Origin of the sequence: Paenibacillus tritici, assembly GCF_013204885.1 — a bacterium.
GTDB classification, from domain to species: domain Bacteria; phylum Bacillota; class Bacilli; order Paenibacillales; family Paenibacillaceae; genus Paenibacillus_AQ; species Paenibacillus_AQ tritici.
Genome location: NZ_JABMKX010000014.1, coordinates 68,886 through 90,074, shown reverse-complemented (window position 1 = coordinate 90,074; position 21,189 = coordinate 68,886). Strand labels below are relative to the sequence as shown.

Annotated in this window: 18 protein-coding genes; 11 read left to right on the top strand and 7 right to left on the bottom strand. The window is 50.6% G+C overall.

What is annotated here, in order from left to right:
* Positions 1-5: 5 nt before the first annotated feature.
* The 5 genes from HQN87_RS23830 to HQN87_RS32105 all read right to left on the bottom strand — a co-directional run bounded on the left by HQN87_RS23830 (position 6) and on the right by HQN87_RS32105 (position 3,771).
* A complete protein-coding gene (locus HQN87_RS23830; protein ID WP_173138397.1) occupies positions 6-554 on the bottom strand; it encodes a TlpA family protein disulfide reductase in 549 nt (182 codons plus the stop codon).
* A gap of 20 nt (positions 555-574) precedes the next feature.
* Positions 575-1,291 carry a cytochrome c biogenesis CcdA family protein gene (locus HQN87_RS23825; protein ID WP_173138395.1) on the bottom strand — a complete coding sequence of 239 codons (717 nt, stop codon included), beginning with the start codon at positions 1,289-1,291 and terminating at the stop codon, positions 575-577.
* Between the two features lie 45 nt (positions 1,292-1,336).
* Positions 1,337-2,377, bottom strand: coding sequence for a sensor histidine kinase (locus HQN87_RS23820; RefSeq protein ID WP_173138393.1), 1,041 nt, complete (start codon positions 2,375-2,377; stop codon positions 1,337-1,339).
* Positions 2,377-3,081: a response regulator transcription factor gene (locus tag HQN87_RS23815; protein ID WP_173138391.1), complete on the bottom strand. Its 705-nt coding sequence runs from the start codon at positions 3,079-3,081 to the stop codon at positions 2,377-2,379. Before HQN87_RS23815 ends, HQN87_RS23820 begins: the two co-directional genes overlap by 1 nt.
* A 75-nt stretch (positions 3,082-3,156) precedes the next feature.
* The gene (locus tag HQN87_RS32105) at positions 3,157-3,771 is read right to left on the bottom strand and encodes a copper amine oxidase N-terminal domain-containing protein (protein WP_216857426.1); all 615 of its coding nucleotides are present in this window, start codon (positions 3,769-3,771) and stop codon (positions 3,157-3,159) included.
* A 245-nt stretch (positions 3,772-4,016) separates the two neighbouring features.
* Between HQN87_RS32105 and HQN87_RS23805 the strand changes: the two genes are divergently transcribed.
* From HQN87_RS23805 to HQN87_RS23790, 4 genes are all read left to right on the top strand, one after another.
* A complete protein-coding gene (locus tag HQN87_RS23805) occupies positions 4,017-5,174 on the top strand; it encodes a uroporphyrinogen decarboxylase/cobalamine-independent methonine synthase family protein (RefSeq protein ID WP_173138389.1) in 1,158 nt (385 codons plus the stop codon).
* 557 nt (positions 5,175-5,731) lie between these two features.
* The gene (locus HQN87_RS23800) at positions 5,732-6,808 is read left to right on the top strand and encodes an ABC transporter substrate-binding protein (RefSeq protein ID WP_173138387.1); all 1,077 of its coding nucleotides are present in this window, start codon (positions 5,732-5,734) and stop codon (positions 6,806-6,808) included.
* Position 6,809: 1 nt separating this feature from the next.
* Positions 6,810-7,577, top strand: coding sequence for an IucA/IucC family C-terminal-domain containing protein (locus tag HQN87_RS23795; protein WP_173138385.1), 768 nt, complete (start codon positions 6,810-6,812; stop codon positions 7,575-7,577).
* 51 nt (positions 7,578-7,628) lie between these two features.
* Complete coding sequence (locus tag HQN87_RS23790; protein WP_173138383.1) at positions 7,629-9,353, top strand: AraC family transcriptional regulator; 1,725 nt, start codon at positions 7,629-7,631, stop codon at positions 9,351-9,353.
* 78 nt (positions 9,354-9,431) lie between these two features.
* On the opposite strand, the gene HQN87_RS23785 is transcribed toward HQN87_RS23790, so the two are convergent.
* Positions 9,432-10,049: a TetR/AcrR family transcriptional regulator gene (locus HQN87_RS23785; protein ID WP_173138380.1), complete on the bottom strand. Its 618-nt coding sequence runs from the start codon at positions 10,047-10,049 to the stop codon at positions 9,432-9,434.
* A 320-nt stretch (positions 10,050-10,369) separates the two neighbouring features.
* Here HQN87_RS23785 and HQN87_RS23780 point away from each other — a divergent pair, with 320 nt between their 5' ends.
* From HQN87_RS23780 to HQN87_RS23750, 7 genes are all read left to right on the top strand, one after another.
* Positions 10,370-11,251, top strand: coding sequence for an ABC transporter ATP-binding protein (locus tag HQN87_RS23780; RefSeq protein ID WP_173138378.1), 882 nt, complete (start codon positions 10,370-10,372; stop codon positions 11,249-11,251).
* A 23-nt stretch (positions 11,252-11,274) separates the two neighbouring features.
* Positions 11,275-12,888, top strand: a complete 1,614-nt coding sequence (locus tag HQN87_RS23775) for an ABC transporter permease (RefSeq protein WP_173138377.1) — start codon at positions 11,275-11,277, stop codon at positions 12,886-12,888.
* A 185-nt stretch (positions 12,889-13,073) separates the two neighbouring features.
* Positions 13,074-14,807, top strand: coding sequence for an ABC transporter ATP-binding protein (locus HQN87_RS23770; protein ID WP_173138375.1), 1,734 nt, complete (start codon positions 13,074-13,076; stop codon positions 14,805-14,807).
* Positions 14,804-16,540 (top strand): ABC transporter ATP-binding protein, encoded by a 1,737-nt coding sequence (locus HQN87_RS23765; RefSeq protein WP_173138374.1) that lies wholly within the window; start codon positions 14,804-14,806, stop codon positions 16,538-16,540. The genes HQN87_RS23770 and HQN87_RS23765 overlap by 4 nt, the downstream gene beginning before the upstream one ends.
* Before the next feature lie 81 nt (positions 16,541-16,621).
* Complete coding sequence (locus HQN87_RS23760; RefSeq protein WP_173138373.1) at positions 16,622-18,169, top strand: diguanylate cyclase domain-containing protein; 1,548 nt, start codon at positions 16,622-16,624, stop codon at positions 18,167-18,169.
* 111 nt (positions 18,170-18,280) lie between these two features.
* On the top strand, positions 18,281-19,018 hold the full coding sequence (locus HQN87_RS23755) for a Fic family protein (protein WP_173138368.1): 738 nt from the start codon (positions 18,281-18,283) through the stop codon (positions 19,016-19,018).
* Positions 19,019-19,079: 61 nt separating this feature from the next.
* Positions 19,080-20,249, top strand: coding sequence for a DUF4317 domain-containing protein (locus HQN87_RS23750; protein ID WP_173138366.1), 1,170 nt, complete (start codon positions 19,080-19,082; stop codon positions 20,247-20,249).
* 110 nt (positions 20,250-20,359) lie between these two features.
* On the opposite strand, the gene HQN87_RS23745 is transcribed toward HQN87_RS23750, so the two are convergent.
* Positions 20,360-20,947: a DUF4304 domain-containing protein gene (locus tag HQN87_RS23745; protein ID WP_367272794.1), complete on the bottom strand. Its 588-nt coding sequence runs from the start codon at positions 20,945-20,947 to the stop codon at positions 20,360-20,362.
* Positions 20,948-21,189: the final 242 nt, after the last annotated feature.

Genomic DNA, 21,189 nt, shown 5'->3' with positions numbered 1-21,189 from the left:
CTTCCTTACATCATTCCCTCGAAGGTCTGGGTAATTTGCTCATTGGAAGCATGACCCGGAAGTGATTTCACTAGATTACCGTCGGCATCAATATAATAGGAGCTGGGGAATGCCCGGACTCCGAATTTCTTGGCCCATACCCCATCCTCATCCAAAAGCACAGTTAAGTTGTCATAAGACTGTCTGTTGAACCACTCTGTGAATTCCTTGGAGGACTTTTCGCCCTTGGCATCCGGTGTAACGATCGTGACCACCTGGAAGTCATTCTCTTGCCCGGCCAAGGTATTGAGGTCCTCCAGACCGGCCAGACAGATGGAACACCAGGAAGCCCAGTACTTCACATAGACTTTCTTCCCTTGAAGATCCGCAAGCTGTAGGGAGTTACCCTTCAGATCCTGTAAGGCGAAATCTGGGGCAGGCTTTCCTTTGTCCATTGCAGCGGGGGAGCCGGTATTGCCGGCCGCTGCGTCCGGTTTCGTACCACAGGCCATCAGGAGCGACAGCATTCCGCCAATCACCAGGACATATCCCATCCATTTCCACGCACTCCTCATAGCTAACCCCTCCTAACGATTTATTGAATCCAGCCGACAATCGTGTTCAGCCGGTCTGTCATCAGCAGCAGTCCCATGATAATCAGCATACAGCCGGATGCGATTTTGATTCCTCCCATGAATCTGTACAAGCGGCGAATCCGCTTCACCAGAACTTCCGAGAATACGGACATAATCAGGAAGGGGATCGCTAGACCGAGCGTATACAGGAACATAAGGAAGCCTCCATAAGCAGGAGAGCCTTCACCGGCGGCGATGCTGAGAATACCTGCGAGTACCGGGCCGATGCAGGGAGTCCAGCCGAAGCTGAACGTCAGACCAAGCAGGAAGGCTCCTATATATCCGCCTTTGGCCACACGATTGCTGGATAGCTTTTTTTCACGTTCCAGCCAAGATAACTTGATCAGGCCTGTCTGATAGATCCCGAATAAGATAACGATGGCTCCGCAGATAGCAATGAATCTCGGGCTGGATATGATATTGCCAAGGATGCCGGAACCGAAGCCAAGCAAGATGAAGACTACAGATAGTCCAAGCACGAACAACAACGTCCGCATCATGAAGCTGGAACGAAACCGGAAGGAGCTGGTGTCAGCCACTCCCTGATTCGTACCATCCGCTATGCTTCCAGACAGATAAGACACATATACCGGAAGCAACGGCAGAATACAGGGTGCAAAAAACGATAACAGCCCTGCGCCAAACACGCCGAACAGAAATATAGATTCACCGGCCAAATCAGTCACCACCTTAATAAATGCTGCTTACCCGGGCCCTAAGGCTTACCGGCTGATATAGATGGGAACGGTGAACCAGAAGCAGCTGCCTGCTCCCTGAACACTGTGCACCCCAATGGCACCGCCATGAAGCTCAACAATCGACTGTGCGATGGCAAGGCCCAGACCGGCGCCCCCGTTGTTCTTGCTGCGTGCTTTGTCAATCCGGTAGAACCGTTCAAATATGCGTGCCGTCTCCTCCGCTTCAATCCCCTGACCTTCATCGGTCACTGAGATTCGCAGGTATTGACCCTCTTCAGCGGCAGCCAGCACGATCTTACCTTCCACAGGTGAATGCTGAATGGCATTCTGCAATAAATTGGACAAGACCCGCTTAATCTGCGTCGGCATCATCAGAGCGGCAGGCAGCTTATCCGGCAGCTCAATCTCCACGTTCAGCTTCTTCTCCGTGAGGTGAAACGAGAAGCTCTCCAGCGTACTGATCAGCAGCTCATCGGCATGACAAGGCAGCGGGTCGAAGATTTCGCCTTTGGCTTCCAGACTGGATAATTCAAATAGATCATGGATCAGCCCTCCGAGCCGCTTCGTCTCCAGCCGGATGGTATTCAGATAACGCTGAAAAGTCTCTTCGTCCTGAATGACATCGTCCTCCAGCGCTTCAACGAACGATTGAATGGAGGCGAGGGGGGTCCGCAGATCGTGGGATACATTCGCAATCAGTTCCCGCCGTGCGGATTCCGAGTGGTGCAGGTTGTCGAAGCTTTCCTTCAATTTGAAGCTCATTACATTGAACTGCTGTGCCAGGAGCTTGAACTCCTGCGGGCCGATTAAGGGGACTTCGGTATGGAAATCCCCCTCGGCAATTCGTACTGTCTGCTGTGTAATCTGTGCAATGGATTTCTCTAACGGCCTTGTCAGCAAATGCTGCAGGATGAAGGAGAGCAAGCCTACCCCCGCCGTTATACCGGACAACCAGTAGAACTGATTGATGTTGAGGAGCATTTTGGAGTAGCTGACGAATAGACAGATCAACAGGACCCCAATCCCCGTGAGGCTGGACAACAATAGATACGTACGCAGTTTCATTAGATGCCATCACCCGCAAACTTATAGCCTATTCCCCAGACCGTCTTGATATATTTCGGGTCAGAGGGAGTCTGTTCGATCTTCTCCCGTAATCTCCGGATATGCACGGTAACTGTGGTGGTATCTCCCTCGTAGCTGAAGTCCCAGATCTTGCTCAGAATCTGGGTCCGCGAGAACACCTGGCCGGGATGACTTGCCAGCAAGTACAGCATCTCGAACTCTGTAACCGTCAAGTCAATCGCCTGCCCGCTGATCTCCACGGTACGCTTCGCCACGTCTATAGTAAGTCCTTCATACTTAATGGTGTGTTCAGCCGCGGTAACAGGCGATGCCTGAACCACCCGCATTCTGCGCAGGATCGCCCGCACACGCAGCACGAGTTCTCTTGGACTGAAGGGCTTGGTCAGATAATCATCTGCACCCATCGTCAGCCCCATCAGACGATCCTGTTCCTCCCCGCGCGCCGTCAGCATAATGATCGGGACATCTTCGGTCTGCCGGATCTCACTGCACACTTCCCAGCCATTCTTATGCGGCATCATCAGATCGAGCACAATCAGGCTGGGAGTCTGACTGCGCCATAGCTCCAGCGCTTCTACCCCGTCTTTGGCGGTGATCACCAGATAACCTTCCCGTTCAAGATACCTGCGGCACACATCGGTAATATTCGAATCGTCATCAGCGACCAGTACCCGTTCATTCACCTTAACCCACCCCATATTCGGAAAAATACATTTGACTCCATCATAGCATATGGTGATGGTATAGCTCAGTCCGTCTTACTTCATAGCCTTGGCAGGCTTCATGTAGTCTGCCACTACCATGTCCACCACATAAGTGCTGCCATCGTAGAGAGCAGGGGCCATACTCAGGTTGACCGTCTTGCCGTCGACCATCATTTTTTTCGACCCAATCATTACCTTGATCATCTTACCCATCGGCTTCATGCCGTCATCCATCATCTTACCATCGTCCATCATCTTGCCGTCATCCATCATCTTGCCGTCGTCCATCATCTTGCCGTCGTCCATCATCTTGCCGTCATCCATCATCTTGCCGTCGTCCATCATCTTGCCGTCGTCCATCATCTTGCCGTCGTCCATCATCTTGCCGTCATCCATCATCTTGCCGTCGTCCATCATTTTGCTGTCGTCCATCATTTTGCTGTCGTCCATCATCTTGTCCATGTACATTAGCGATACTGAGCGGTCCTTGCTGTTCCATTCAATGCTGTAGCCGTACATCATGGCGGCCTGTCTTAGGTTCATCAGCTCCATGCCGTCTTTTTTCATCGTTTTGATTCCTGCTGCCGCACCGGCTATTCCGGACACCGCCAGAGAGAGCACCAATACTGCTGTCATCATGAACCTTTTGCCTGATTTACCTTTAACCATGTTTATCACGCTCCATCGGTTTTTTTGATTACATGGATAAGAATAAGCAAGAGAGCTTACGATTCTCTAAGCTAAGTATTACGATTGTCTTACGAAGCGGGCAGAGATTGCAGGGTCCGGGCTGCCGCACTATAACCTTTCACTATAACCAGGTATCATTTTTAAGTGTTACGTACCTCCGAGCCCTCCATGCTAGAATTTAGACACAAGAGACAAAGATGAGTGAGAATAGAGGAGGACTAACCATGTGCAACAGATTTCAGATCGTAGGCAGCCTGCTGCGTCCGGCGGAGCTACTAGAATATAAACAGCAAATTGAACACCGGGATGATATCCAGTATCCTTTTTACCAGGATTTCCAGGGTTATGAGCAGTGCGAGGCTGAGGCGATTCAGGCGGTAGTCGAGCAAGAGCGCGAGAATGGGCTGTCCATTCTGACGGATGGGGAGTACTCCAAGTCGATGTGGCATCTGGACTTCGTGTGGGGCTTCCAGGGGATTGAGCGCTATATAGCGGATCACGGTTATTTCTTCAGAGATATTGACGGTACCTCCAAATATGAGACGCGAAAAGATATCGGCCTACGCATTACAGGCGAGCTGGGCGGGAAGAATCATCATTTCCTTCAGCCCTACCGTAAGCTTCAAGCTCTTGCCGGCGACCGTGAGACGAAGCTATGCGTACCTTCGCCGTCCCATATCTTCGGAGAGCTGTCCTGGTCGGATAACCTTGGCGGCGCTAATGCAGTGTACCAGAACCGTGATGAGCTGAAGGCGGGTCTGGTGACGGCGTATAAGGATTTTGTACAGGAATTCGCGGCCGCTGGCGGGAAAATTCTGCAATTCGACGACTGCCTCTGGGAGCTGTTCGCGGACGATAATCCGAATTCGCCATTCACCGGCGAGAAAATCAACCATGAAGAAGTTCAGAGTCTCGCCACAGAATTCATTGATATTAACAATACCATTATTGATTACGGACATAGCTTGGGGCTGAAAATGTGGACGCATAACTGCCGCGGCAACTATGATTCCCGGAATATGGGCGGCGGCTCCTATGTGAAGATTGCCAACCTGTTCCTGAAGCAGCTGAAGTACGACCGCTTCTTCCTGGAGTGGGACGACGAACGTGCAGGTTCGCTGGAGGCACTTGCTGTGTTCAAGGATAGACCGGAGACGGAGATCGTACTGGGCCTGCTGTCCTCCAAGACGAACACTCTGGACGATGAGACCCGTGTCCTCCGCATGCTGGATGAGGCCTCTACAATCATTCCGAAGGACCGATTACTGCTGTCCCACCAATGCGGCTTCGCGTCCTGCGACGGCGGCAACGAATTAACGGAAGCCGAGCAGTGGGCGAAGATCAGACAGGGGCAAGAGATTGCCCACCAATATTGGGCTTAACTTCATTAATAGGTAGCAACGGTTCATACAAAGCAAGCCCGCATCCGCCAACAGGATGCGGGCTTGTTGATTGTTTAGGAAATTATAGTTTCCCTCTGATGTGGACCAAATGTAACCGGAAAACCGAACACAATTGGACTGGGAGCGCCACGTAGGCCAAATGTAATCGGAAAACCGAACACAATTGGACTGGGGGCGCCGCGTAAGCCAAATGTAACCGGAAAACCGAACACAATTGGACTGGGAGCGCCACGTAAGCCAAATGTAATCGGAAAACCGAACACAATCGGACTGGGGGCGCCGCGTAAGCCGAATGTAATCGAAAAACCGAACACAATTGGACTGGGAACGCTGCGTAAGCCAAATGTAATCGGAAAACCGAACACAATTGGACTGGGTACGCCATGTAAGCCAAATGTAACCAACCCATGTCGCATTTATCCGGATGCAATGTCGCAAAAGTACATGGAAACAGAGGCTCTGAATCGGCTATACTCGCTGTAACAATTATGATAATGAAAATCATTATCACATAATACAGAGATGGGGGAGTCGAAATGAATAGAGCAACAAGGAAAAAGAGGACCGGCAGCAAGAGCAACGCCACCCAAAAATCAGGACTGTTCATGATATGGATGCTGGCGCTGGTGCTTGTGCTGACGGCATGCGGGACAGGAGGGGGCACTAACGGCAATCAGGCAGGTTCAGCCGCACAGCCGACAGCGGCAGCTGAACCGTCTCCGGCCTCTGAAGCACAGGCTCAGGCATCGCCGGAGCCGCAGACTGCTGCAGCCTACCCGGTTACCCTCACCCATATCAAGGGTGAATATACGCTGACGGAGAAGCCGAAGGTGATTGCTGCGCTTGATGTGAAATTCGCCGATCAGCTGATCGCGCTTGGAGAGAAGCCTGAGGGCAGCGTTGTTGCTGGAACAAAGGACGAGTTCCCGGAGTATTTGAGTGAGCAAATGGCAGGTGTGAAGGTCCTTGGTACACGGGATGAGCCCAATCTGGAGGCGATTGTGGCGTTGAACCCGGATCTGATTCTGATGACTGACTTCCAGGAGGAGGTCTATGAGAGTGTCAGTAAAATTGCACCTACAATCGTCCTGGACTTCTATGAGGATTGGCGGGATACGCTGGCTACCATCGGTACCATAACAGGCAAGCAGGCAGAGGCTGAAGTGGTGAAGAAGGCCTACGAGGACAAAATCACCGGTCTACGGGAGCAGCTGTCGGCGAAGCTGGGCGACGAGACGGTTGCGCTGATTCGTCCGAGACCGGAAGGGATTCGTGTGCATGGTCCCGAGCACCGGACCGGAAGCATTTTGTATGAGGACCTGGGATTAAATGCGCCTGCCTTCGTTCAGGAGATCAAAGATGATACCTCGGTTGAAATCTCGATGGAGACTGTCGCAGATGTCGGAGCAGATCATTATTTCCTGCTCTCGGATGATCTGTTCGCCAAAGAAGCAGAGGTGCTGGCCAGCAGTCCGATCTGGAAATCCCTTGATGCAGTTAAGAATAACCGTGCATACGACGTTAATTCAACGCTCTGGATCGCTTATTATGGTCCCCTTGCAATCAATATCATTGTAGATCAGGCCTCGGAAGCGCTGCTTGGAGCTCATTGAGATGGAACACTATCTGTCGTCGACCCCCTGGAGGGACTTGGCGGAGGATTACAAGCTGTGGCTGGGTGAGCCGCCCGCAGGCAGCGTCCGTACTATTGCACTGAGCCAGCTGCAGGATGAAGCTGCATGCCGCGAATATGTCAGCTGGCTTAAGGAATATATCGGTGCGCCGGACATGCAGGTTGCGGCTTCCATGCTGGCCAAGCGGATCGGCTATCTGTGGATCGCGCCGCTATTGACCGCCATGACCTTTCATAATCGTGAAGTCTTCTTCCCGCTGGACCGAAGCTTCCTCTATCATCCGGCTTCTGCAGAAGAGACGACATTCCCTTTCCTGGCGCTGAATGGGCTTCGGTCCGCATCACCGCCGGAAGATAGGGGAGTGTGGCAGGAGAAGGCTGCAGAGAAGATTTTTGCAGTACAGCTTGCGCCGATGCTGCAGACGCTTGCTGCCATTGGTCCTGTCTCCATGGCCGTGCTGTGGGAGAATATTATGGTGCGTATTGCCCCGCTGTATGCGCCTGGAACAGACCATTCCGGTCAAGAAAGGGCGCGGATGCAGGAGGATTTTGCGTTTCTGGCCCGGACGGCTCCCGGACAATTGTTCGGGGCAAGACGCAATCCGTTCACCCGGTTCACAGAGGGGAATGACAAGGCTCCGGTTGCGAAGAGCAAGCGCATGACCTGCTGTTTCTATTACCGGATGTCGGGAGAATATTGCCGGAAATGCCCGAAAATTGACAATGAGAATGAATCTCAATTAAAATGACAATAGAATATCCGTTTAGCCAAAGGATACTGTTGTCAGGAGATGAGAGAAATGCCGCAGCAAGAACAGGCAAGTCTGTGGAGTGATACGACGATCAAGACGCTTGACGTACGCAGCGGGACTGTGCCGCCGGGCGGGGTTCTGAGCGAAACGGGACTTGCGGCAAATATGCTGCTGCTGGCAGGCGGCGGGCAAGGAGGGCTTGTGATTAATGGTGAAGCTTGCCATGTCCAGGCCTCTTTTGCTTGCCACGCTGTTAAGGGATCATCCTTTGCTCTGACTGCGGGATCAGACAACATTCATTATACTGTTATTAGCTACAAGGCCATTCCTGTTGCGGGAGCCGCCCATGTTCTCTTCCCGCAGCGCAATCACCCGCTACGCACTTCGTTCGTTCACCATCCCGCGCTCCCGGCGGAGCTGCATATGGCGGCGGATAGGATTGCGTCCAAATGGGGCCGGGGTGAAGGGCTGGAACGCTTCCATGCCAATGCGCTGCTGCAAAGCATGCTCTACGAGCTTATTATGGAGCATGAACGCGGCCGGGGCGGCGCAGAGCCGGACATGGTGGATGTGGTCGCCGCTTATATAGCGGGGCATTATCGTCAGGACCTCGAGCTTAAAGAGCTGGCTACGCTTGCCGGATGCGGCGCGAGACAGCTCCAGCGCCGGTTCAAACAGGAGATGCTGGTCGGGCCGATGGAATATGTGATCCGGCTGCGGATGGAGAGCGCAGAGCGGATGCTGCGTTATACGGATGCTCCCATCGGCGAAATCGCTGAAAGAACAGGCTACCGCGACATGTATTATTTCAGCAGGGCGTTCAAGAAATATTATGGCGTCCCCCCGCAGCTCTACAGGCGCACTGCCGCTTCAGGCCCCGGTACGGTCGCTGCTTCTTCGGAACTGCCGGACCCCCGCTTGGCTTCCCCGCGCGAGTCACTGCAGAGCCCGGTGATATCCCATCTGCGGGGCGAATATTCTGTCACCGCTACTCCGCAGCGCATTGCTGTACTAGACGTTCAATATGCTGACCATTTGCTTGCGCTTGGGATGTCTCCTGCAGGAAGTGTAGGCTTCGGCAGCAGGGCGCTCAATTTCCCCCCGTATTTCCGGGAGAGGCTTAAGGCAACGGAAATGCTCGGAACCTATGAGTACCCGGACCTGGAGGCTGTAGAACGGCTGCGGCCGGATCTGATTATCTGTACCGAGGTGCATGATCTGCACTATGAACGCTTAAGCCGGACGGCTCCAACGATCATGTTCAAGCGCAATGAGAGCTGGCAGACGATTCTGAGCCTGTTCGGCGAACTGACGGGCAAGCAGGCGGAGGCGGAACGTATGATTGCCGATTACCTCCGACGTACGGCACTGCTGTCGGCAGAGCTTGCGCCGGTACTGTCGGGCAGGAGCGTGGCTCTGATCCGTCCGCGGGAGTCAGTGGTCCGGATACATACGGCTGCTCACCGCACCGGCGCTGTGCTGTACCGGGACCTGGGTCTGCCTGCTCCGCTGTTTGTTGCAGATACATCCGACACAGCCTATCATATTTCCGTCGACAGACTGCCGGCTGTGCATGCCAACTACTATTTCCTGCTTAGCAACGAGAGGATGCAGGACGGAAGTTCTATGACAGAGCAAAGCGTGAGGGGCATACTGGATGCAGACCAGCGGCAGCGTATATACGCGGTGGATGCGGCTACCTGGATCGGCTGCTATGGACCGACAGGCATCAATTGTATTGTGGATCAGGTAGCCCGGGCCTTGCTGGCCTGAGCAGCAGCCGGTGACCTTTAATTGAAATGACATACTCTCTGAGGCGTTTTTGGTTGGCGGGGATAGTATACCCATTGCTTATTTAAAGGCTGAACTGGACGGAGGACTGGGCGCAATACCTTTAATTAGCATGTCTGTCCATTGGGCAGTGTAAGGAACGATCCTGCCGTAGATATGCGGGCTGGAGATCCCTTCAACTAAGGCCTGGAAGTATATCAAAAGAAATTCATCTGAATATTTCAGATCAACCTTGCCTTCCTTACGTCCGCGGTGGAATAAATCCAGCATGATATTAAAGCTTTCCTTAGCGTATTCCTGCATCATCATAGACAAGCCATCCTCCCCCTTCCTGGTGAAGTAATCCATCATCTCTAAATAAAACTCTTTTTTGATTTTGTCCAGATAATGAATTTTGGTCTGACTCATGGCAATGAGAGTTTCTTCGAAAGGCTTATTCTCGGCCATAATCCCCCGGGCGGTGTTCCCCATTTTGTCCAAAAAATACTTAAAAACCTCATGAATAAGATTCTCCTTACTCCCGAAATATTTAAAAATCGTTGTTTTGCCAACGTTGGATTGTTCAGCGATCTCCTCCATTGTTAATTTCTCTATACCGGTATCTGAATTCATCAGGTTAAAGGTGGCTTCTAATACTTGGTTTTTCTTCTCCTGGGTCCGCTTTTCGAAACCGTTCATGTATCATTCCTGCTTTCTATTTCAAGTAAATAAATATATTTATGGTTGGTTCAGTTCAAAATTTTCTTTCATATTAATTATATAGCTATAGTTATGGGTTATCAATCTCATGATAGTTCATAACTTTTGATTTTTAAATTGACTGAGAGGATGAAAAGAGCTATAACTGAAGATGTAAATGAACTTTGGTTTAAAACAAAGGGATAATTCATTAAATATGAACTTTAATACTATTAATAGTTCATATTTATCTGGAGCTGACCTTGCTTTGAACTGGAAAGCACGTTACTAAAACTGTTTTTAAAAGGAGTTTTAGTGCTATGGATGAAATTGTGAGGGTGCAAGGCCTGCAAAAAAAGTTCGGGAAATTCAAAGCGCTGCATGATGTGACATTCACCGTAAAAGCCGGGGAGGTTGTGGGCTTTATTGGGCCAAATGGCGCGGGTAAGTCAACAACCATTCGTACTTTGCTGGGGATCATCAATCGTGATGCCGGGGATGTGAAGATCTTTGGCAAGGATGTATGGAAGGATAGCCTGGAGATTCATAAGCGCATCTCTTATGTTCCAGGCGATGTGGCTCTGTGGGGCAACTTAACAGGCGGCGAAATTATTGATCTGTTTATTAAATTGCATGGCGGAGGAGACAAGGATAAACGGGATTATTTGATTCAGCGTTTTGAACTCGATCCTAAGAAGAAGGCTAAGGGGTATTCCAAAGGAAACCGGCAAAAGGTTGGCCTCATTGCGGCATTGTCTGTGGACTCCGATTTGTATATTTTCGATGAACCGACTTCCGGGCTTGACCCGTTGATGGAGGCTGTCTTTCAGGATGAGGTGGAGCAGATCAAGCATACCGGGAAAGCAATCTTACTATCGTCTCATATTCTGAGTGAAGTGGAACGTCTGGCAGACAAGGTGGTTATCATTCGTCAGGGAAGAGTGGTTGAAACCGGGACATTGAATGAATTGCGCCACCTGACCCGTTCTATAGTGACTCTGGTAACTGAGGGGGATGTGGCTGAGATGCTATCTGTTAATGGTGTCCATGACTTTAAGCACCAAGGCAATCAGGCGACATTCTCTGCGGATAATGAATATATTAATGAGATTTTGACCCAAGCGGCAAAATTAGGGGTGAAGAGGTTCGAAGCTGTACCGCCAACGCTGGAAGACTTATTCATGCGGCATTATCAAGTCTAAGAGCTGAAATGGAGGGACATGCGATGCAAGAAAAATTTGCACGTTGGAATGTGTTATTTGCGCTGTATCTGAAACGTGACTGGAAAAAAATAACGGTCTGGATTTTGGGCCTGGGTTTATTCTCAGCGGGTTATGTTCCAGCTTTTGAAGAAATCGGCAAGGGCCAAGGTTTGCAGGGGATGTATGAGACCTTACGCAATCCCGCTATGATCTCAATGGTTGGACCGACACCAGTGAACACCGCGGCTGATTATACCTTGGGTGCTATGTATGCGAATGAGATGCTGTTATTCTGTGGTTTGTTTGCGATGATTATCGCTGCTCTGCATGTTGTGAGCCATACCCGCAAAGAAGAAGAGCGCGGGCTTACAGAACTGGTGCGTTCCTTTCAAGTGGGGCGTCAAGCGAACTCGTTTGCGGTGATCGCTGAAGTCGTCCTCATCAATATTGTATTAGCCCTTCTGATTGGCGGGGTTATGACTAGCTTTGGTGTAGATACGATCTCGGCGGGGGGATCATTTTTGTTTGGCGCCTCCATCGGGATGGCAGGTATTGTGGGAGCTGCGATTGCATTGGTGATGGCACAAATTATGCCAACTTCATCCGGGGCAACGGGTTCATCACTGGGGATTGTGGGTTTGCTCTACATTATTCGGGCCGGTACGGATGTATCGAATGTTGATTTCTCAATGATCAATCCTATGAGCTGGATCTATCTGACCTATCCTTTTACAGACAACAATGCGGTTCCCCTGATTTTGTCCGTAGCCTTCAGTACTATTGTGGTGATCGTTGCTTTTGCCCTTGAGGGCGGAAGAGATATGGGGGCTGGTTATTTACCGGAGAGAGAAGGACGCGGGGCAGCGAGACAGTCGTTGTTGTCTGTACCCGGTTTGTTTATGAAGCTTAACCAAGGCATTATCATTAGCTGGTTGATTGCCTTTGTAATTATGGGGGCGGCCTATGGCTCGATTTATGGAGATATGCAGACCTTCCTGGCAAGCAATGAAGTGATGAGTCAAATGTTCACGATAGCCGGGGTGTCCATCGAAGCATCATTCACTGGAACGATTATGATGGTCATGATTGGGCTGGTTTCTATTCTACCCGTTGCCATTGTTAATAAGCTGTTCTCGGAAGAAGCGCGGCTGCATTTGAGCCAGATCTATTCAACCAAAGTGACCCGGGCTCAGCTCTATTGGACGAGTGTCATTATGGCAATCATTGCCGGACTAGTGGGTATTGTGCTGGCTTCAAGCGGTCTTGGGGGCACGGCAATATCTGCAATGGGGGACAGCTCGTCCATGAATATGGGAGACTTCCTCGCTGCAGGCTATAACTTCCTGCCTTCTGTGCTGTTCTTTACCGGACTTGCGGCTCTGGCTTTAGGCTGGGCGCCGAAGCTGGGCAAGGTGATTTATGCTTATCTTGGCTATTCTTTTGCGCTGAACTATTTTGGAGGAATTCTGGATTTGCCGGAATGGTTCTCCAGAACAGCGGTTCAAAGCTGGATTCCGCGGATGCCGATGGATAACTTTGATGGAGCCGTCTTTATGACGATGACAGGAATCAGTATCGCCATGATGGGGATAGGCTATATGGGATATCGCAAGCGGGATATGGTGGAAGGGTTATAGAGGGAAATAGAAGGATAAGTTATCGTGTGCAACCTATAAATTCTTATATTTGGACAAAAAGACACGAATGGACTCGTGTCTTTTTTGCGTGTGCTTAACCATCTATAGTCAGAAACTCGTCACTCTTCCATGCGAACGTTTGTGCTACAATAAACTTTGTGAATATATGGAAGAGGGGTGGAGCTGTGACTTCAAGGCAGTGGGTCATTAAGTTCATGCGGATGCACCAATGGGTGTTTGTATGCGGGTTCCTTGTCACTACACTGATGACTATGGTCAACCTGATGTATCCGTTCCTGGGCGGGAAGTTAATCAATATCGCTTTTTATGATAAAGACATGACCGCCTTTTTACACTTGTGCCTGATCTATGCCGGTATACTCTTTGTCAATCAGTTCGTCATTGCGACACTCAATAATCTCATTTCCTCACAGCTAATGACAGGGTTTGTCTTCGATATCCGGCGGGCACTGTTCAGCAAGATATTACATCAGCAGGGCAAGGACCTCTCCGGGATGTACAGCGGGGATCTGATCAGCCGGATGAACCGCGATGCCAAGGATATTATGAATCTGGTATTCTGGAGCGGACTTTGGGGATATTCCAACCTGCTGCATATTGTATTCGCTGCCGGCTTCATGTTTTACTACAACGTTCTTCTGGGGGCTTTTACGGTCGTTTTGGTTCCCGCCGTGTTTTTTGCTTCGAAGGTCTTCAAGAACAGAGCACAGAAGGTTAACAAGGATATCCTGACGGAAAAGGGGAGGCTATCCTCTTATTTATTCGAGATCGTGAAGAATTTGCGGGAGGTCAAGGTCCTGGGTGCCGGGAAGAAGGTAACAAGTACATATCTAAGAAGAACGGTCTCTATCCATAGAATGAATGTAGACAACGGAAGAATCGAAATGACCACCGAAAGGGTGAATTCGTTCATCATGCTTGCCGCCCAACTCCTGCTCTTCATTATCTGTGCCCATCTGATTGTGCGCGGCCGAATGCAGCTTGGTGTTTTTGTCGCCGCCGCCAGCTATTTCAATATGGCTGTGAACTACTTCAGCTCGATCAACAGCAAGATGGCCGACATCTGGGGGCAGACGGTCTCCTTGCAGCGTGTAGTGGATATCCTGAATGAAGAGGAAGAGGATTACCGGGAACTGCAGCCGCCGTCATCCATCAAGGAGGGGACGGTTGAATTTCATAATGTCTGCTTCGGATATACCAAGGATCGGCCGGTGCTGAACGGATTCAATCTCCGTGTGGAGGCGGGAAGCACCATTGGCATTGTCGGAAAGAGCGGTGCGGGCAAAACAACCATGGGGAACCTGCTCAATAATCTATACAGCGTGGACAGCGGTGAGCTTGTGATTGATGGCGTGAATGTCAACGATTACAACCTGCACAGCTTGCGGAGCCAGGTGGGGATAGTCCATCAGGAGACGGTTATCTACGATAATACTTTGCGGTATAATCTGTCGTTCACGAACAACCGTGACCATGACGATCTATTGCTGGAGGCGCTTAAGAAGGCCGCTCTGTACGAAGTTGTCCTAAGCCTTCCTGAAGGGCTGGACACGTGGCTGGGGACTTACGGACAGGAATTATCCGGCGGGCAGAAGCAGCGTCTGGCGATTGCGAGAATATTGGTCAAGAACCCGAAGATCCTGGTCTTCGATGAGGCGACTTCTTCCCTCGACAGCAAGAATGAGGGGCTGATCCGGCAAATGATGAGCGAGCTTGCGCAAGACCGGACACTGATCATCATCGCTCACCGTCTCTCCACCATCCGAAGCTGTGACAGAATCGCAGTGCTGGAAGGCGGCGTTGTCCAAGGCTATGATACTCACGACGTACTGATTAGAAGCAATACAACATATAGGGAGTTATTCAGCGAACAGTGTGCAGGAGGGGAGGCCGTATGACACGACTGGATACATTCAAGGCATTAACCCGGGAGATCGGGGGTATTCGCAAGCCGCTCCTGGTGCTCGCCCTGTTCAAGCTGTGGAATCTGGTGTGCGGACTAATTCCATTGTTCCTGTACTCATTGTTGGTCAAGCAGGTTCTAGTGGATAAGCACCTGAACGAGCTGTGGCCGGTCCTTGCTGGTTATCTGGCGGTATTCCTGCTTACGACGATCGGGATTGCAGTCAGCCAGCGGTTCTCCAACCAGCTAATCCTGAAGTATGATCTGAGGCTCAAGCATAAACTGTTGAATAAATTGCTCCGCCTTGATCATGAGGTATACAGCACATATAGTATGGGCGATGTTAAAAGCCGGATTGAGCAAGATGCTGCCGTTGCCGGGAAGTTCTTCATGACACATATATTGGATTATAGCTATGCGGTCGTATATGCCGGTGCGCTGGCTATTATCTTACTGTGTTACGACTGGAAGATTGCACTGCTTAGCTTCGTCTTTGTTCCCGTGTCTTTGTATACAGTTAATTTCCTGGGAGAGAGGACACGGAAGGCCGGAGAAGAATTATGGAAGCTGCAGAACCAATATGAATCTTTTTTACATTCGAATCTGCAGAACTGGAAGGATATTAAGACCAACAATCTGGAGGAGGCACAGCTCGCTGAACTGAACGGACATTATAAGAAGATCCGCCCGGTCTGGTTCCGTAATCAGCTCTATTTGCATCTGGGGATTAGCTATTCATTCTTCACCAAGAACTTCATTACGCAGCTATTTATCTACTTCATCGGCGGGATATTTGTCATTCAAGGCTATTCGCAGGTCGGCGTATTGCTGGTGTTCATCAGCTTCTATGGGCAGTTCTTCGGGTTCATCGAGAGGATTAGCAATAGTCTGATGAATTACAAGAATGATTCGGTGAATATTAGTAAAGTGATCGGGCTATTACATGCAGAAGCGGACAAGCGGCCTTACAAACGCATTAGCGGAATGGATATAGACGTTCAGAATCTGCAATTCCGCTATGAGGGGAACGATTCTTTCGCGCTTGAGGGGATTTCGTTCTCGGTGAGCAGGGGGGAACATCTGGCTATCACCGGTCAAAGCGGCAGCGGCAAGTCTACTCTAGCTAAACTGCTGACAGGGCAGAGGAAGCCGCAAGGAGGAAAGGTCAGCATCGGCGGTATAGATCTAGCTGAGGTGAACGGCGAGAGTGTCTCTGGCAAAGTAAGCATCGTTGTGCAGGAACCCGTCCTGTTCAATATGACGATCAGAGAGAACCTGCTGCTGGCTAAGGCCGGTGCAACCGAAGCAGAGCTGATAGCGTGCTGCCGCAGAGCGAGTATCTATGAATGGATTGAATCACTGGAGCATCAGCTGGATACGAGGATTGGAGAGAAGGGGGTTAAGCTCTCTGGAGGCCAGAAGCAGCGCTTATCCATTGCCCGGGTGTTATTGCAGGACAGGGACATTATTATATTCGACGAAAGTACAAGCGCTCTGGATCACGGGAATGAGAGTGACATTATTACTGAGCTTCAGAGCCTGTCCTCCGGGAAAACCATGATTTCCATTGCCCATCGTCTATCTACGATTCAAGGCTGCGACAAGGTAATGGTGCTGCAAGCCGGAAGGGTGGTAGCCTACGATACCCACACTAATCTGTTCACCCGAAATGAAGCTTATGATATGCTGTTCCAGAGTCAGTATGTATACATGAATCAAGCGAACTGATCTGTCCATTGACGGCATCACCGCCCGGTAATATATTGAAGTGAAGATATTCCTGGCGACAGATTGTAGAGGAGAAGAGAAATGAGCCCGACCCAAGTGTGGATACCTGTCGTCTGTTATTGGCTGCCGATGCTCTTCTTTTTCTACATGGGGATGGATGTGCTGCTGCGCAACCCGAAGAAGATTGAACACCGTCTGGTGAGTGTATCGATTCTGTGCTACTTCCTGATGTTCCTGGAGGAGTACATCCGATATATGCTGCCGATTGAATATAGTCCCGTACTGGCTGCAGCCTGGTTCGCCAATGTGGGTATCCTCATTCCAGGGCTTGGATTTCACCTCATGGCCCGGTTAATCGGCTTGCATAAGCGGATGCCGAAGCCGTGGTATCCCTATCTGTTACATATATTGGTGCTGGCTATACCAGCCGGACTTATTAGTCAACGTTCCTATACGTCTGTAGAGATGTTCACGACATCCGGTGTGTGGAAATGGCCGGTGGCGAATGCAGCCTATTATGGAACCCTGACGGCAAGCCTGCTGCTTAGCTTCGTGCCTATCGCCATGCTGCGCAGTGCGCGCAAGTGGAGTGCTGCCGATCCGGCCTATCAAGAGCATAAGGGCATCTTCAAGCTGCTGGAGTACGGCTCCTGGGTTACGATCCTCTGGGTAGCCGTATTCGGCTATTTCCGGTTCGGTGAGGTGTTGCCGCCCTATACGTACATATACGGCGGGCTGATCTGGTGCTTCGTCCTGCGTCTATCCATGCAGAGGTATGAGTTCCTCAATCATGCCGGACAGCGCTACCAAAAGATGTTTCAGATCAACTCACAGGCCGCGCTGCTCGTCTCGCTGTCCGGCAGCATCAAGGAAGCAAATCCGAGTGCGAATAAGATGTTCGACCGGCTGGCGCTTGGCCCGGCGAATCTTGCCGATCTGGGCGGTGCGGATATCGTGGCCAAGCTGAAGGCACAGGAGGATATCGGCGAAATCGAAGCAGTGCTGCGTAGTGGTGACGGGATGATCGAGGTGATGATTAACGGGGATTACGTAACCGTGGATCATGAGATCTATGCCGTTCTGCTGATTCGTGACATCCGGTTGCGCAATCAGCATTTGCGTCAAATTGCCTTCATGGCTTATCATGATCCGCTGACAGAGCTGCCGAACCGCAGGCAGTTCTACGATAAGCTGGGGGAAGCCCTGGCGGAGGCGGACCGGACCGGCGGGGAGCTGGCTATTCTGCTGATTGATCTCGACAGGTTCAAACAGGTGAACGACCGCTGGGGTCATGAGGCTGGAGATCTGGTGTTATGCCGGGTGGCCGTCATGGTCCGGGAGCTGGTCCAGCCCTACGGGCTGGCTGCCCGCTTCGGCGGTGACGAATTCGTGCTGTTCTGCCCTGTCGGACGGGAGGGGCTAACCGCCGCTGAGCTGGAGCATCGGCTGCATATAGCTGCTACGCAGGCTACGCTTGATTACGAGGGTGAAGAGCTGAGGATCGATATGAGCATCGGGATCAGTCTGTACCCGCGGGACGGGACGGCCCCGGACGCTCTGCTGCGTCATGCGGACAAACGGATGTATGCGGTCAAGCGGGGCGATGTGGAGGGCGGCCATGAAATTTGAACCGGACGGGAGTATAGATGATAATCGCTTACAACCGGGATATATTTAGTGCTATATTTGAAATCAATTGACTTACAGATACGCCGTTAGGACAAGAAAGGAGTGAGCCGAATGGGATACCCTGAAATAGTGCGTAAAAAGGCCTTATATGATCAGGTTAAAGATAAACTCCCGGACATTACCGTCAATAGCTACGTCAAGGCCTTTGAACTTGAGTATACGCATAACTCAACCGCGATTGAAGGCAATACATTGACCCTTCTGGAGACCAAGGTGGTTCTGGAGGAAGGGTTATCCGTAGGCGGCAAAATGCTTCGGGAAATATACGAGGTGATTAACCATAATAAAGCCTACCAGTATATTAAAGCCTGTATTCATGATGGGAAGCCGCTGGATGAAGGGATGATTAAAGATATCCATGCTGTATTAACTGAGAATATCATGGTAGGCGGTGTCTACCGGAATGTTGAGGTGTATATATCAGGAGCATCCCATACACCGCCGCCACCCAATGAAATGTACCAGCAGGTGAAGAACTTTTATGCGGATCTAGCTGACAAGAGTACCGCCGATATCATAGAGCTTGCGGCCTGGACCCATGCTGAATTCGTGCGTATCCATCCATTCGCTGACGGGAATGGGAGAACCTCGCGTCTAATCATGAATTATCAGCTGCTGGCGAATGGATATCTTCCGGTTTCCATAGCCAAGGAGACACGGCTGGATTACTTCAATGCCCTCGAAGCCTACGCTGTGCACCGGGACCTTAAGCCTTTCGCGGACATGGTAGCCTCTCTGGAAGAACAGCAGCTGGATCGCTATCTGGGGATGATGGGGCGGCAGGCGTAGGGTTTCTACTATCGTTTATATGGAACAACCAATTTATTTCCTAGGAGCTGTGTTACGAACCATGATCAAGAAAGAAGCCGCACATATACGTAAGCAGTTTAAGATGGATCACGATCAGCTGAATCTGTACGATATTCTCAACGTGTATATTATGAAGGAGACCAACGAGATCTATCATTTCGAGCGCCAGCCGTTCGCGATGCTGGAACGTGAGAAGCAGGAGCTGTATATGAGCAACTTCCGCAAGCTGCTGACCGGGGAGCTGGACCATAAGCTGTTCGAGCTGAAGTTCTTGGAGGAAGCGGAGGAGCCGTCGCAGGTGATGCTTCACCAGGGACTGGTGACCGGTGACCCGGAGGAGTGGCAGGACCTGATGCTCATGCTGGTGGACAAAATGCTGGTGGATGCCAAGTATGAGAAGGATGCGGTCATCACATTCGTACGGGGGCAATACTTCCGGCCGACCAAGGCGCGTAATGACGAAGCCGAGGAGACCGGGAAGGACGAGGTATTCGCTCATCCGTTCATCCTGTGCAGTGTGAATTCCACGGAGCAGCAGCGCAAGACGCTTTTATTCGATTATGTAGAACGGGAATTCAAGTATAATATCATGGTTGACCCGATTATCAAGCTGAGCACGCCGGAGCAAGGCTTCTTCTACCCGAGTGTGACGGACAACTATTCGGATGTGAACCGTGTACTGTATTGTACGGGAAGCGCGAATAATCCGAACCCGCATTTCATTGAGCAGGTGCTGAATGCGGAGCGGTCTGTGACGGCCATGGAAGAGAGATCTATCTTTGAAGAGATTGTAAAAGAAGTGGCAGGCGAACAGATTGATGTGGGTACCATTGCCCAGGTGTACGAGGAGATTCACCAGGTCATCGAAGACAACGCGGATGAGGAAGAGCCGCCGAAGCTGGATTACCGGGATGTGGAGCGTGTGCTGAAGGCAAGCGGCGTAGAGGACGTAACCATGGAGAAGGTGGAGCGCGCTTTCGAGACCATTGTCGATAATAAGCACTACGAGATGAAGGCCAGCAGTGTCATCCCGAAATTCACCTCCAAGTCGATCAAGATTGATACCAAGGTAGCTTCGATCACGATCAGCCCGCAGGATCTGAAGTATGTGAGACAGGTGAATTATCAGGGGAAACGCTGCATCATGATTGAGATCGAGGAGGATGCGGTGATTGAAGGGTTTACGCTGCTGACGGAGAATTTATCCTGACCTGTAACACCTGAATAGGTGACAAGAATAGGGCTATTCCGAAGTCTCGGATGAGACCGGAATAGCCCTGTTTGATTCTGTCCGCAGGAAGGAGGGAGCGGAAGCTGCCATTACCTCCCGTACTTCTCCCAGACCGCTGCATACTTCTTCTCCAAGATCGCCCAGCGCTTCTCGGCGCCGTATTTCGCTTGGAGCTGCTTGAGGTATTGCTCCGCAGTCTCTGTGTCCCCTGTATCCAGCAGGAACCCGAAGGTCTCCTCACTTAAATGCAGTGCTATCTTCGGCATATAGTATTCAATAATGGCCCTGGCATCGGTTAGGGTGTACATGAATTGGAGACCCTGATCCAAGTGGAGCAGCAGGTCTGCCGTGAACTTGTCCACATCTACCTCCGGAGTCAGGAAGTAGCGTTCCGGGGCGGCGGGGACGATGTTCCTGATCCGGACATAGAAGTGAGGCAAGCCCAGAGAGGAAGCAGGCCTATATTGCGCAAGCTCTTCGGAATTAAGACTGTAATTCACATAGAAGCTGAGTTGCTTGTGTGTATTGTACTTGAATTTCTGGATATTGATTTTATAGCTGAGTTGGCCTTCTGTTTTGTTGAAATTCAGATCCTTTGTACGATAGCCCCGTTCGGAGAAAAAAGGTTTGACGTCCTGCTTAATGATCGCCTTAAATAAATCCTGCATATCCTGCATATTCTGCACACTAACCCCTCCTCGTTCCAAGTAGATGACTGATGGCAAGATTAATTGTACTATAGTCACAGATAATCGCAAATTGTAAGGGCAATCATACCCGGCCTATTCTGTTCAATGGACAGATCGGGCTTTTTTTGTGCTTGTTTTTGCTGATTCGCATCATGCAAGGACTAAATATATATTTATATCATTATTCAGTGAATATATTTGTCGAACTTGTTAATTTTAACGCGGAAAAT